Raw genomic sequence first — 13,715 nt, 5'->3', positions numbered from 1 at the left:
ATGACCGCATCTATCTACATCAACGGCGCGTGGCTGGAAGGCAACGGCCCGGCATTTGATTCCCTCAACCCAACTACCGGCGAAAGCATCTGGCACGCAGGCGCAGCTGACGCAGCACAGGTAAAAGACGCCGTGACTGCAGCCCGTGACGCCAGCATCGCGTGGGCCGATCTGGGTCTGGAAGCGCGTATCGCAATCATCCGCCGTTACGGTGAACTGCTGGGCGAACACAAAGAACAGATCGCCGTGACCATCGCTGAAGAGACCGGCAAACCGCTGTGGGAAACCCGTACCGAAGCAGGTGCGATGGTGGGTAAGATTGAGATCTCCATCAAGGCGTACAACGAACGCACCGGCGAGCGCAGCAGCGACATGGCCGGTGCCCGCGCCGTACTGCGCCACAAGCCACACGGCGTGGTTGCGGTATTTGGCCCATACAACTTCCCAGGCCACCTGCCTAACGGTCACATCGTACCGGCGCTGCTGGCGGGCAACACCGTTGTGCTGAAGCCAAGCGAGCTGACGCCAAAAGTCGCCGAAAAGATGGTTGAGCTGTGGCACGAAGCCGGTCTGCCGGCAGGCGTTTTGAACCTGGTACAGGGCGAGAAAGAGACCGGTATCGCACTGGCGTCTCACCCGGATCTGGACGGCTTGTTATTCACCGGCAGCTCCCGCACCGGTCACCTGCTGCACGAACAGTTTGCCGGCCACCCGGGCAAGATCCTGGCGCTGGAGATGGGTGGCAACAATCCACTGATCATCGGCCAGATCAGCGACATCAAGGCCGCGGTCCACGAAACCATCCAGTCCGCGTACATCACCTCCGGCCAGCGCTGCACCTGCGCCCGTCGTCTGTTTGTACCAACCGGTGCCGCGGGTGACGAGTTTGTCGCGCAGCTGCAGAAAGCCGTGAGCCAGATCCGCGTGGGCGGTCAGTTCGACGAAGAAGCGCCATTCATGGGCAGCCTGATCTCCGAAGCGGCAGCGGACGGTATGGTGGCTGCGCAGGCCCGCCTGATCGAGCTGGGTGCAACCCCGCTGCTGGCGCTGGAAAAACTGAAACCGGGCACAGGCCTGCTCTCCCCGGGCCTGATCGACGTTACCGCGATCGATGCACTGCCGGATGAAGAGTATTTTGGCCCACTGCTGCAGGTGATCCGCTATGCTGAATTTGAGGACGCCATCACCGAAGCGAACAACACCCAGTACGGTTTGTCCGCCGGTCTGTTCAGCGATGACGAAGCGCAGTTCGACCTGTTCTACCGCCGCATCCGCGCCGGTATCGTCAACTGGAACAAACAGATCACCGGCGCCAGCAGTGCAGCTCCGTTCGGTGGTGTCGGTGCCAGCGGCAACCACCGTGCCAGCGCCTACTATGCAGCGGACTACTGTGCATACCCGGTTGCGGGCATCGAAACCGATAGCCTGGACCTGCCGGAAACCCTGTCTCCGGGCCTGAACCTCAGCTAAGCAGGAGCGATAATGAAAGCATTTGAAGCAAACTTTGACGGTCTGGTCGGCCCGACCCACAACTACGCGGGTCTGTCCTTCGGTAACGTCGCCTCCGAAAAGCACCAGGCTGAGGTCTCCAATCCGAAGCAGGCAGCGAAACAGGGCCTGACCAAGATGAAGGCCCTGAACGACCTGGGTCTGGTCCAGGGTGTACTGGCGCCTCAGGAGCGTCCGGACATCAATACCCTGCGCCAACTGGGTTTTGGTGGCAGCGATGCCGATGTGCTGGCAGCCGCGGCGAAACAGGCGCCGCGTATTCTGGCCGCCTGCTGTTCTGCATCCAGCATGTGGACTGCAAACGCCGCCACCGTATCGCCAAGTGCGGATACCGCCAACGGCAAGGTGCACTTTACCCCGGCCAACCTGACCAACAAGTTCCACCGCTCCATCGAACACGAAGTGACCGGCCGCATCCTGCGTGCCACCTTCAACGATGAGCAGCACTTCGAGCACCACAGCGTGCTGCCAAGCGTGGAACACTTCGGTGACGAAGGCGCGGCCAACCACACCCGCTTCTGCCACGAATACGGCGATGCCGGTGTCGAGTTTTTTGTCTTCGGCCGTTACGCCTTCAACGGTAACAAGCCGCAGCCGCAGCGTTACCCGGCCCGCCACACCTACGAAGCATCCGAAGCGATCGCTCGCAAACACGGCCTGAATCCGGGCAAAGTGGTGTACGCGCAGCAGAACCCGGACGTGATCGATCAGGGTGTCTTCCACAACGACGTGATCGCTGTGGGTAACCGCAACCTGATGTTCTGCCACGAGCAGGCCTTCCTGAATCAGGCAGAGGTGAACCAGCAGTTGAACGATGCGCTGGGCGGTAACTTCAACGTGATTGAGGTGCCAAGCAACCGTGTATCCGTACAGGATGCGGTAACCAGCTACCTGTTCAACAGCCAGCTGTTGAGCATGGCCGACGGTCGCACCCTGCTAGTGATCCCGGAAGAGTGCCAGAACAACCCGGCGGTATGGGCTTACCTGAGTGAGCTGCGCGATGGCGACAGTGCCATCGACGAGCTGAAAGTGTTCGACCTGAAACAGAGTATGAGCAACGGCGGTGGCCCAGCGTGCCTGCGCTTGCGTGTTGTGCTGAACGAGCAGGAACTGAACGCCTTCAACCAGTCCACCCGTATGAACAATCAGCTGTTTGCCACCCTGAACAGCTGGGTTGATAAGCACTACCGCGACCGCCTGGCGGAATCCGATCTGGCCGACCCACAGCTGCTGATCGAATCCCGTACCGCACTGGATGAACTGACCCAGATCCTTAACCTGGGCTCCGTGTACCCGTTCCAGCGTTAAGGCAACGCGTCAAAGATTGATCCTCACTTTAGGCCCGTCTCCATGCTCTGGCGGGCCTTTTTTATGTCCATTCGCCCATTTTTCTGTAGTGCAGCGTCGTCATCGAAGGTGATCATGCTGCCGGTAAGCTAGAGCCTAGCCTACAGGCCACTACTCAGAACCTCTCCGCTCTAATGGTTATGTCCCTTTGTAGGGCAGCATTTATGCTGCCGGTAAGCTGAAGCTTACCCTACAGGTCAATTAAGCCTGGTTTCCTTGCTCTGTGTTGGAACCTGCAAAGCTGCCTTAGCAGGCATTGATGATTTATAAGCACTACCGCACATCAGATCGACTGACGGATTTGCAGTAATCCGTGGTTTCAACCTGCGTGATCTTGACGGTGAGTGTGCAGTTCAGCTGCTGCAGGGAGTAGTAAAACTCTTGCTGCAACAACGCGAGAAGCTGATCTCCCAGCCTATTCCTGAACCGGGAATCGAGTGGGCGTGGTGTGATTATGGTCAGTTGGATAAATCCTTGTTCGCTGCCGCCATCGTCAAGGTAATAGCGGTGATACAGATGGGCCCGGCTCTGGATCCGCTCGCGCGCGAAGAGACCACTCTGGGCTAAAAGCAGGTGCAACGAGTTAAACAGCTCCCGGTTATCGAAGTCTTCGGCAATATTGTCGGAGAACTCCAAAATACAATCGAGCATCTTGATCCTCCTGCGTCCGTCCTAATAAACACCAGACATCAAGATCAGGTATCTGCCAAGCGAACACTTATTTAAAGCGTAGTGGATGCCCTGCTGTAAAACTATGCAATCTGCACTCAAGCGGTCACACGATTCTAGATTGCCCCTACCTGACCATATCACTTACACTCACGCCTTAGTCTTCCTGGTTTTAGGTTCACCGATGTTCGAGAGTTTCCTCTGGCTGCCCTTTCTGGTAGCAATTACAGCCCTAACACTGACACCTGGCGTTGATACGCTGCTGGTGATGCGCAATGCAGCGCGTGGTGGTAACCGCGATGGGCTACTTACTAGCCTCGGCATCTGTATGGGCCTGTTTGTTCACGCCAGTATTTCAGCAGCGGGCTTGTCGGTGATTCTACTCGGTTCCGCCCACCTCTTTACTGCGCTGAAAATAGCCGGTGCCTGCTACCTGATCTGGTTGGGTGTTCAGAGCCTGCGTTCAGCCTTCAAAAGCGGCGCACTGCAGGTGGAGCAACCAACCGCACAGTGTTCCGTTCCTGCAATGACATCATTGCGCGAAGGTTTGCTCTCCAACGTTCTGAATCCGAAACCGATCATCTTCTACATGGCGTTTCTACCGCAATTTATCGATCCGGCCCACTCAGCCGTGGCTCAGTCCATGATGATGGCAGCGGTGCACTTTACGATCGGTATGGTGTGGCAGGGTACATTGGTACTGATGGTGGCACGTGCACGCCAGTGGTTGCAGACACCTAAGGTATCCAAAACCATGGACAGCATTACCGGTTTCCTACTGATCGGATTTGGTGTGAAGTTAGCGGGCAGTCAGTAGACTGCCCTCTGCCTGTTCTTTCCGCCCTTCTTAACCGACATTCGCGCGGCTCCTTTCCTCCTATTCTTTTCCCCAATTTGCCCCTGATTTCACTCAGGCAGCCTCAGCCTTAGCGCCCAACTTTCGATTCGAAAGCGCAAAGCACCAAAAACCTACAAAAATTCAGCATCACACCTTATCTTCGTTAGTTTCGTTCTGTCTCGTCTGGGCTTTTCCGCCGTAAAATTGCCACCTCGTTAGACGTTGTTGTGGAGCTATTTTGATGCGCTTTATCTCTGTATCCCATCTGCTGTTGATCAGCGTTGCTGCTATCTGGGGGTTCGCCTTTGTCGCCCAGAGCGCCGGTATGGACCACCTGCCACCGCACAGTTTTAACGCGGCCCGTTTCCTGCTGGGTGCGCTGTCGCTGCTACCGCTGTGGCTGATCTTTACCAAACACCGTATACCGCAGGGCAAGACACTGCTGATTGGCGGTTTGGCCGCGGGCACCATTATGTTTGGTGGTTTTACCTTCCAGCAGATCGGCTTGCTCCACACCACTGCAGGTAACGCTGGGTTTATTACCGGTATGTACATCGTGATGGTGCCGGTGGCGGGCATTCTGCTGGGCCAGAGCACCAACATGCAGACCTGGAGCGGCGTGATCCTGGCGGTACTGGGTTTATACAGCCTGTCGATCGGACCGGATCTGACTATCGGTTACGGTGACCTGCTGGAGCTGATCGGTGCGGTGTTCTGGACCGCCCACGTGATTATCATCGGATACCTGTCGAAGAAAGTGGATGCGATCAGTCTATCGATCTGTCAGTTCCTGGTGGCTGCGGTATGGGCGACACTGGCGGCAGTGATGCTGGAAACCCCAACCCTGCCCGATTTCCAGGCTGCATGGTTGCCGCTGCTGTATGCGGGCGTTGCATCCAGCGGTATCGCTTGCACACTGCAGGTGATCGGTCAGAAGAAGGTGACGCCGGATGTCGCTGCGCTGATCCTATCCACCGAAGCGGTGTTTGCAGTACTGGGCGGTTGGTTGCTGCTGGGCGAGCACTTCGGTAGCAAGGAGCTGCTGGGTTGCAGCCTGATGTTGGCGGGTATGCTGGTAAGTCAGTGGCCATCTCGCAAACGCCAGACAGCCGCAGCATAGGAGTGCTTCAAAAGTTACTTAAAGAAGGTCTCTGGTAGTTCACGGTCTACCAGAGTCGACAGAATCATCATGGTGTTGGTGTCGCTGAAATCGATGAAAGCTTCCAGAATCTCGTCGAGCTGCGACATCGACTCCACCGCCAACTTCACCAGAAAGGCCTGTTCACCGGTGGTGTTCAGGCACTCAATCACCTCATCGTAGCTCAGCAGCAACTCCTTGAACTCCCGCTCTTTGGCGCGATACACCTTACACTGCACCATCGCCACAATCGGGTAGCCGACCTTATCCAAGTTCACGTTCACACCGTAACCGGTGATGATGCCTGCACTTTCCATCTTACGCACACGCTCCGCCACTGCTGGGGCGGTGAGGTGTACACGCTTACCCAACTCGGCAAAAGAGATACGCGCGTTCTCCTGCAAGGCAGCGAGGATTTTACGGTTAATTGCGTCGATCATTACTTAGTCCCTGAAACTCATCCGTCGATGAGCTGGTCGAGTGGATAACCCCTGAAAGGCTTACCGGTGTTGAGAACCACATGGCTGCTTATATTCACTTTGCCCGGCTGCAAATCCAGCAAACGGTCATTGATCTCGTTGTAGCGGTTCATGTCCGGCGCCACGATGCGCAGGAAGATATCAAAGGTGCCGCTGACGATATAGCACTCCACCACTTCCGGAATATCCTGCGCCGCCTGCTGGAACGCACGAAAGGCATCGGTGCTCTGGTCTTTCAGGCTGACCGTGGCGATAACGGTGACGCTGCGGCACAACGTGGCGAGATCCACCACGCCCAGATACGGCCCAATCAACCCCTGCTGTTCCAGCTTCCGTACCCGGTTCAGACAGGAGCTGGGCGACAGGTTCACCCGCTCGGCCAGATCCTGATTGGTGATCCGTGCATCCTGCTGCAGGATCGAAAGAATCTTTCGGTTAATCTTGTCCAATTGCATATAAATCCCGGCTTGCCCTGCCCTTCAAAACGACCCTCGTTTATATACCACAACACAAGCCCAGAAAAGACGGGCACCGAAGGCACAATCCCTTTATTTTAGCAAAGATTAAGAGCGCCAAAACAAAACCGAATTTTATTTTGAGCAGCCCATCAAAATCTGCAGAAAATGCGATTTCGCCCAATAAGATCGACAGCTCATTTTGCATAATCGACACTAAAATTCCCCTTAATATAACGATAAGAAGGGGAAAACTATGCTGATCATCCGCCCATGTGCGTTGCAGGATCTCGACGACCTGATGACGATCTCCCATGCTGTCGGTAACGGCATGACCTCAATGCCAGCTGACGAAGCGGCATGGTGTGAAAAGATCGAGACCTCACAAAAAGCCTTTTCCAACGGCTGCAATCCAGCCCAGAGCAACACCTATTTTATGGTGTTGGAAGACAGTGAAACCGGCCGCGTTGTGGGAACCAGCGCGATCTACACCGGTGTTGGCCTCAACAAGCCGTTTTATCACTACAAACTCTCCACACTGGTGAGCAGCAGCAACGATCTGGACGTGACCCGTCAGACCAAAGTGCTCAGCATGGTAAACGACTACACCGGCACCACCGAGGTGGGTTCGCTGTTTGTGCTGCCTGAGTTCCGCCGTCCGGGTGTGGGTCAGTTCCTGGCGCGTGCCCGTTATCTGCTGATGGCCGATTTCCCGCAATGCTTCAACGACCTCGTGATCGCTGAGCTACGTGGCTGGCAGGACCAGAACGGCACTTCACCACTTTGGGAACACCTGGGCCGAACATTCTTCGGTATCGATTTCCAGGACGCGGTGAACACAGCAGCGCTGAAAGGTACACAGTTTATCTCGGACCTGATGCCAAAATACCCGATCTACACCGACCTGCTGCCTGCGGCTGCCCGTGACGTGATCGGTAAACCGCACGACTCCTCTGCCCCGGCGTTGAATATGCTGAAGAAGGAGGGTTTTCAGTTCACCGGTTACATCGACCTGTTCGACGGCGGTCCATCCGTACAGTCGGCCACCAGCGAGATCCACACGGTGCGTGACAGCCGTCTGGCCCGCTGCAAACTGACGCACGATATCAGCGACGACGATCCACAGCTGCTGCTCAGCAACGGCCAGCTGGAGAACTACCGTTCTGCCCTCACCCACGCCCGCATCGGTGAGGATGATGAGCTGCTGATCACACCGGAAGCAGCCAAAGCACTGAATGTGAGGGAAGGGGAAACCTTGCGTTACGTGCATGCCTACAGCAAAGCGCAAAAAGCGATGCCAACCAGTCGGGCGGCTTAAGTACATAGTAAACGCGCAAAAAAGCCGGCAGATGCCGGCTTTTTGTTATCTCATCAATCCTTAAGCCGCATTGGTCGACTCAAAGATCTTATCCGCATTCGCCGCAATAAAACCCTGATACAGATTCTTCTCGATATCAGCATGACGCAGGGCGAACTCGTAGAAGCAGGTTGGGATCTCATGAGTTTTGCCCCCAGCAAACTCAAATGCCTGACGGTCGGCCATGGTTGAACCCTGCTCCAGCAAGTCTGCCGGGGTGCCTTTCACTTCACCACCTACAGTGTTCACTGCAAAGCCGGCTTCTTTCACACGACGCAGAACATCCTGGAGGGTATCGCTGCTTGTCAGGTGGTTCACGCTGACGGTGAAGTGGTTTACGCGTACACCGATCGCCAGCAACCAGGCACCGTATTCGGTTTCCGCCATCAGGGTCTGGTACTCCTCAAAGCTTGGCATCTGCCAGTGACGGCCTGACCAGAACACGGACAGATCCAGCGCTTTGGCTTCAATCTGTTTGGTGTATTTGTGGATGATTGCCTGGCTCGCTTCGCTCAGCTGATCGGTCAGCAGCTCGGAGACAAAGATCTTCGGTGCTTTCGGATCGGTGTGGATAAAGCTGTAGGCACGCAGCTTCTTGGCTTCAAAGTTGTAGCTGTCCTGGCGCTCGTAACCCAGAGACAGGATCAGCGGTTCCAGGTTATCCAGCTGCAACGGGGTGCTGGCGAAGGTACGGAACGCCACGTGGTCGTTGATCACCTCACCATCGGTCTTGGCAAAGATCTGCTTGATCGGCTCAGCCTGCGGGGTGATGGAGGTGTAGTCGCGCCACAGTTCAGCAAAAAAAGTCTCAGTATTCATCGAAGTCACAGCACTCTGTTCTTGTTGGAATTAGAGCTGGAGTGTGCGCTTCGCTATGACTGTGAGCAAACGATAAAACTTTGTGTCAAGGGTAAGAAAAACTTGGCCTGTGAGCACGTGGATGTTCAGACAGCCAGCCCTTCATCCAGTGGATAAATTCAGCCAGCAGTGGATCGCGTTCTGCCCCTTCCCGCTCCACCAGCCAGTAGCCCGGCATCAGTGCAGGGTTCAGTTCGCTCACCAGTGAATCCCCCAGCGGCGCTATAAAGCGACCGTCTTCACAGCCGTTACGCGCTTCGTCGACGGAGATCAGGGCGACACCCAGACCTTTGACGGTGGCTTCGATCTGCCCCGCCTGACTGTCCAGCGGCAGCACCTGACGTTCCACCAGCGTATCGACGCCGAGGGTGTTCAGCACCTTGCGCCACAACTCCACGGAGAGTTCGGTACAGAGCAGGCGGTGATGGGCCAGATCCTTGTAATCGTTAAGCGGCTTGTCCTTCTCCAGCAGGCTGGGCGCACACACCAACAGCTTGTCGTCGGTGAGCAGCAGTTGTTTGTGGCTGAACGGCCATTGGCCAAAACCCCACTGGATCGCCAGATCCAGCCTTTGAGCAGTGAAGTCAGGAAAACGAACGGAGGTGTTGATCACCACATCCACATCAGGGTGCAGCTGCTCAAACTCATCCAACCTGGGCAGGAGGCAGTGGATCGCAAACCAGGGCGAGGCGCTGATCTTAAGCTGTCGACGTTGCTGGCGCTGCTGCACATCCTTGATACCGTGCTGGATCAGGTCGATACCCCGCTGCACGTAGTCCAGCAGTTGCTCGCCGGATGCGGTCAGTTTGATCCCGGCGGGCAGGCGTTGGAACAGCTCAAGTTCAAGTTGTTCTTCCAGGGTGCGCACCTGCAGGCTGACGGCCTGCGGCGTTACGCATAGCGCGTCGGCGGCACGCTTAAAGCTGCCACAACGGGCGGCAACCATAAATACACTGAGGCTGCGCAGCGGTGGCAGCGGTCGGTTGTTCACAGGCACTCTCGCACGGCGGGTTTATTCACTCGGTCTTCTCCAGGGATCGTAATGTATAAAGGATATGGTCCTGCGCCACCCGGCGCGCGGTTTCCGCATCGCGGTTCATCAGCGCTTTGTGGATCTGCGCATGCTGCTTGGAGATCCCATCCGGATAGCGGCCAAACTTCTTCAGGGTGCGCGACAGTACACCATAGATCGCGTTGAAGTAACGGCTGTAGAAGATCTGGCTGAAGGAGATGATCAGCAGGTTGTGGCTGGATTCGGCGATCTGCATATGGAAGGTAAGATCGGCCTTGGCTTTAGCCAACGTGGTGTCTTCACTGCGCGCCTGCATACGATGGAACTCTTCGTCGAGCTTCTGCAATTGATCATCGCTGGCACGCTGGGCGGCATAAAAAGCGGCTTCACCTTCCAGTGCGGCACGGGCTTCCATCACCTGGCGCTGAAATTCAAAGTTGTCGCCCACCCCTTCCAGGGTCAGTTTGAAGTGCGGTTCGAGCAGATTGCAGCAACGGCTGGCCGCGCCCTGACTGGTCTCGATCAGGCCCTGCTGTTCCAGCATAGTGAAGGCTTCACGCACGGTGGCACGGGAAACCTGATGCTCGGATGCGAGCACACGCTGGGAGGGAATTTTCTGCCCGGGCACGATCTCACCAAACAGTATCTGATCACGCAGATCCCGCATCAGCGACTGGCTGAGTAACCGCTCTTCCGACACGCTATCCTGCCCTCTTATTCCCGTTCAATACCCCAGATTACGGTGCCGCCCCTTGGTCAGACCAGTTACTAGTGTAGCATTTATTTTATCCTCGCCCTCACCTATCTTTCAGGCATCACAACGAATAATAAATGGGCCAGACGTGAGCAAGGCCCGCAATGACAAGGTGAGCCCCAATGCCAAACGCTGAACACCAACCACTTGTTGGCCTGTTTGTGACCTGTCTGGCCGACATGTTCAGACCTACAGTTGCTTTTGCAACCGTGCGCCTGCTGGAACAGGCCGGTTGTATCGTCGAAGTCCCTGAGAAACAGACCTGCTGTGGTCAGCCTGCTTTTAACTCCGGCGACCGCAAAACCACCCAGGACATTGCCAAGATGACCATCGAAGCTTTTGATGGTTACGAGTACGTGGTGGGGCCATCCGGTTCCTGCATCGGCATGCTGCATTACTACGCCGATCTGTTTGACGAAGGTGATCCTTGGAAAGCCCGTGCGGAAGACCTGAAAGCCCGCGCGTTTGAGATCACTTCCTTCCTGGTGGATAAGCTGGATTTCGACAAGATCAGCGCTCAGTACGACGGCACCATCACCTATCACGACTCCTGCTCCGGCCTGCGCCAGTTGGGTGTTAAGCAGCAGCCACGCAAGCTGCTGAGCAAAGTGGACAACCTAGAGCTGGAAGAGATGGAAGAAGCGGAAACCTGCTGTGGTTTCGGCGGTACCTTCTGCGTGAAGTACCCAGACATCTCCAACCGCATGGTCTCCAACAAGTCTGAGTTTATCTCCGCATCCGGCGCTGACACCCTGGTGGGTGGCGATCTGGGTTGCCTACTCAATATGGCGGGCAAACTGAAGCGCGAAGGCAAAACCGTGGAAGCACGCCACGTGGTAGAGATTCTGGCCGGTATGCTGGATCAGCCTGCGATCGGTGAAGCCGATGCGGACAAATACGCACTGGCGAAACAGGTTTAAGCGGGGAAACAGACATGCAAATCAAAAGTCCTGAGTTTAAAGAAAACGCCCGCATCGCCCTGAAAGACGTTGGCCTGCAGAAAGCGTTGGGTAACCTGAAAGCTGGCTTCCCAACCAAGCGTGCCGCTGCAGTTGAGCGCATGCCGGAGTTTGAAGACCTGCGCGATCAGGCCCGCGACCTGAAAAACCACATTCTGGAAAATCTCGACATCTACCTGGAGCAGTTCGAATCCAAGGTGGTTGAGAACGGCGGTCACGTGCACTGGGCACGCACCTCCGAGGACGCCTGCAAGACCATTCTGGATATCTGCCAGCAGGTCGGCGCCAAGACCGTCACCAAGGGTAAGTCCATGGTGTCGGAAGAGGTCAACCTGAACGAGTACTTGGAAAAGAACGGCATCGAACCGGTGGAAACAGACTTGGGTGAGTACATCCTGCAGCTGCGTGAGGATCACCCGAGCCACATCATCGCTCCAGCGATCCACCTGAATCTGGAAGATGTGTCCGAAGCGTTCCACAAGCACCACCACCGCCCGAAGTCCGACGACCCGGCGGTACTGATGCAGGAAGCGCGTGAGATGCTGCGTAAGAAGTTTGTGGCTGCCGACGTAGGTATCACCGGCGCCAACTTCTGTGTAGCGGAAACCGGTTCTACCATCATCGTGACCAACGAAGGTAACGGTGACCTGACCCAGACGCTGCCGAAGACCCACATCGTGATCACCTCCATCGAGAAAGTGGTTCCGACCCTGGAAGATATGACCCTGTTCCAGCGTCTGCTGGCACGTTCTGCAACCGGTCAGGAGTTCACGGTCTACAACACCCTTTCCACCGGCCCGCGCCGTGAAGGGGATCAGGACGGTCCGGAAAACTTCCACGTGGTACTGGTCGATAACGGTCGCTCCGATATGGTGGGTACCGAACTGCAGGATATGCTGCGTTGTATCCGCTGCTCGGCATGCATGAACCACTGTCCGGTATACGGCGCTGTGGGCGGTCACAGCTACGGGTGGGTGTACCCGGGCCCGATGGGTTCTGTCCTGACCCCACAGATGATCGGTATCGAAAATGCGGGCCTGCTGCCAAACGCCTCCACCGCCTGCGGTAAGTGTGAGTCAGTATGTCCGGTACGTATCCCGCTGCCGAAACTGATGCGTCACTGGCGTGAAAATGAATTCGAGAAGCACCTGAGTCCAAAATCAGTGCGTTACGGCCTTGCCGGTTGGGGCTTCTTTGCCAAGCGCCCTGCCCTCTACCGTTGGGTATCGCGCAGCTCTGCCTGGTTTATGAAGAAGATGGCGGGTAAGAAAGGCCGTATCAACAAGTTGCCACTGGCGGGCGGCTGGACCGACTGGCGTGATATGCCGGCACCAGAAGGCCAGACCTTTATGGATCAGTGGAAACAGGGCAAGCGATAACAGGAGCGAACGATGAGCAAAGCAGAAATTCTGGGCAACATCCGCCGCGGTCTGGGTCGCGGTGAACCAAATGCCAAGCAACGCACAGCGGCTGAAAGCCGTTTGGCGGCAAAAGACAACAACCTGATTCCTAAGCGCGCGCAGCTGCCGCAGGCGGAACAGGTAAAACTGTTCAAGGATATGGCGATCGAAGCGGCCGCTGAGATCATCGAACTGGACAGCATCGCAGAAGTGCCGATGGCCGCCAGCGAATGGCTGCACAAGGCAAATATCCAGGAATTGGTTACAGCCAGCAGCCCAGAGCTGAAAGGTTTGGACTGGTCTGCCCTGGGTGATATCCAGCTGAGCGAACGTGTCGGTCAGGTAGGCGATATGGCCAGCATCACCAGCAGCTTCGCCGGTATCGCCGAGACCGGTACCCTGATGCTGCACTCCAGCTCCGATAGCCCAACCACCCTGAACTTCCTGCCAGACGTTCACATGGTCGTGTTGCACGCCTCCACCATCGTGGGGCCGTACGAGGATGCCTGGAAACAGCTGCGTACCACGCACAACGGCGTGATGCCACGTACCGTAAACATGATCACCGGACCTTCCCGTAGTGCCGATATCGAGCAGAAACTGCAGATGGGTGCACACGGTCCACGTACTTTAGTGATTCTGCTGGTTAACGATTAATCGTTGATTGGTTGATGTGGAGCTTTCAACCTCGCTCCAACCTCTTTAGCCGCCTCTCCTGGCGGCTTTTTTATGTCTGAAAGACCCCCTTTTTTTAGGTTCTTCGTCGGATAGCGTGGAGCCTACAAAAAAAACGACGAAATGGTTTATGGTGAAGTCGCCAAACAATCATCAAAACCAAATCGTCGTTTATGCTTCAGGATTCTGCCTTCAGCAGCTGCCTATGGAAAGGTTTTTCCGTGGATTCACATCACCAGGACGGTGATTGGCTCCATGTCTATCT

The 13,715-nt window shown here is 56.1% G+C and carries 14 protein-coding genes; 8 read left to right on the top strand and 6 right to left on the bottom strand.

Features of this window, described 5'->3' with window-relative positions:
• Together astD and astB are read left to right on the top strand one after the other, a co-directional pair.
• A complete protein-coding gene (gene astD / locus ACEQ15_RS05320; RefSeq protein WP_370278055.1) occupies positions 1 to 1,470 on the top strand; it encodes a succinylglutamate-semialdehyde dehydrogenase in 1,470 nt (489 codons plus the stop codon).
• A gap of 12 nt (positions 1,471 to 1,482) precedes the next feature.
• On the top strand, positions 1,483 to 2,817 hold the full coding sequence (gene astB, locus ACEQ15_RS05315) for an N-succinylarginine dihydrolase (protein ID WP_370278054.1): 1,335 nt from the start codon (positions 1,483 to 1,485) through the stop codon (positions 2,815 to 2,817).
• A gap of 312 nt (positions 2,818 to 3,129) precedes the next feature.
• Here astB and ACEQ15_RS05310 read toward each other — a convergent pair whose 3' ends face one another.
• Positions 3,130 to 3,507 carry a 5-carboxymethyl-2-hydroxymuconate Delta-isomerase gene (locus ACEQ15_RS05310; RefSeq protein ID WP_370278053.1) on the bottom strand — a complete coding sequence of 126 codons (378 nt, stop codon included), beginning with the start codon at positions 3,505 to 3,507 and terminating at the stop codon, positions 3,130 to 3,132.
• Positions 3,508 to 3,709: 202 nt separating this feature from the next.
• On the opposite strand from ACEQ15_RS05310, the gene ACEQ15_RS05305 reads away from it, so the two are divergent.
• Both ACEQ15_RS05305 and ACEQ15_RS05300 read left to right on the top strand, forming a co-directional pair.
• Positions 3,710 to 4,342 (top strand): LysE family translocator, encoded by a 633-nt coding sequence (locus tag ACEQ15_RS05305; RefSeq protein WP_370278052.1) that lies wholly within the window; start codon positions 3,710 to 3,712, stop codon positions 4,340 to 4,342.
• Between the two features lie 262 nt (positions 4,343 to 4,604).
• Positions 4,605 to 5,483 (top strand): DMT family transporter, encoded by an 879-nt coding sequence (locus ACEQ15_RS05300; protein ID WP_370278051.1) that lies wholly within the window; start codon positions 4,605 to 4,607, stop codon positions 5,481 to 5,483.
• A 14-nt stretch (positions 5,484 to 5,497) separates the two neighbouring features.
• On the opposite strand, the gene ACEQ15_RS05295 is transcribed toward ACEQ15_RS05300, so the two are convergent.
• Positions 5,498 to 5,941, bottom strand: coding sequence for an Lrp/AsnC family transcriptional regulator (locus ACEQ15_RS05295; RefSeq protein WP_370278050.1), 444 nt, complete (start codon positions 5,939 to 5,941; stop codon positions 5,498 to 5,500).
• A gap of 17 nt (positions 5,942 to 5,958) precedes the next feature.
• Entirely contained in the window at positions 5,959 to 6,435 is a 477-nt protein-coding gene (locus tag ACEQ15_RS05290) for an Lrp/AsnC family transcriptional regulator (RefSeq protein ID WP_370278049.1), read from the bottom strand.
• 256 nt (positions 6,436 to 6,691) lie between these two features.
• On the opposite strand from ACEQ15_RS05290, the gene ACEQ15_RS05285 reads away from it, so the two are divergent.
• Entirely contained in the window at positions 6,692 to 7,753 is a 1,062-nt protein-coding gene (locus ACEQ15_RS05285) for an arginine N-succinyltransferase (protein WP_370278048.1), read from the top strand.
• A gap of 60 nt (positions 7,754 to 7,813) precedes the next feature.
• On the opposite strand, the gene ACEQ15_RS05280 is transcribed toward ACEQ15_RS05285, so the two are convergent.
• From ACEQ15_RS05280 to ACEQ15_RS05270, 3 genes are all read right to left on the bottom strand, one after another.
• Positions 7,814 to 8,611, bottom strand: a complete 798-nt coding sequence (locus ACEQ15_RS05280) for a DUF1338 domain-containing protein (protein ID WP_370278047.1) — start codon at positions 8,609 to 8,611, stop codon at positions 7,814 to 7,816.
• 85 nt (positions 8,612 to 8,696) lie between these two features.
• Positions 8,697 to 9,641: a LysR substrate-binding domain-containing protein gene (locus ACEQ15_RS05275; protein WP_370278046.1), complete on the bottom strand. Its 945-nt coding sequence runs from the start codon at positions 9,639 to 9,641 to the stop codon at positions 8,697 to 8,699.
• Between the two features lie 25 nt (positions 9,642 to 9,666).
• On the bottom strand, positions 9,667 to 10,362 hold the full coding sequence (locus ACEQ15_RS05270) for a FadR/GntR family transcriptional regulator (RefSeq protein WP_370278045.1): 696 nt from the start codon (positions 10,360 to 10,362) through the stop codon (positions 9,667 to 9,669).
• A gap of 176 nt (positions 10,363 to 10,538) precedes the next feature.
• On the opposite strand from ACEQ15_RS05270, the gene ACEQ15_RS05265 reads away from it, so the two are divergent.
• The 3 genes from ACEQ15_RS05265 to ACEQ15_RS05255 are packed head-to-tail and all read left to right on the top strand — an operon-like array spanning position 10,539 to position 13,432.
• On the top strand, positions 10,539 to 11,336 hold the full coding sequence (locus ACEQ15_RS05265; protein ID WP_370278044.1) for a (Fe-S)-binding protein: 798 nt from the start codon (positions 10,539 to 10,541) through the stop codon (positions 11,334 to 11,336).
• A gap of 14 nt (positions 11,337 to 11,350) precedes the next feature.
• Positions 11,351 to 12,754, top strand: a complete 1,404-nt coding sequence (locus ACEQ15_RS05260; protein WP_370278043.1) for a LutB/LldF family L-lactate oxidation iron-sulfur protein — start codon at positions 11,351 to 11,353, stop codon at positions 12,752 to 12,754.
• A 12-nt stretch (positions 12,755 to 12,766) separates the two neighbouring features.
• The gene (locus ACEQ15_RS05255) at positions 12,767 to 13,432 is read left to right on the top strand and encodes a lactate utilization protein C (RefSeq protein WP_370278042.1); all 666 of its coding nucleotides are present in this window, start codon (positions 12,767 to 12,769) and stop codon (positions 13,430 to 13,432) included.
• The last annotated feature ends 283 nt before the right edge of the window (positions 13,433 to 13,715 follow it).

The sequence above is a fragment of the Pontibacterium sp. genome (genome assembly GCF_964228735.1).
Classification (GTDB): domain Bacteria; phylum Pseudomonadota; class Gammaproteobacteria; order Pseudomonadales; family Balneatricaceae; genus Pontibacterium.
This window is presented reverse-complemented; position numbering and strand designations above follow the sequence as displayed.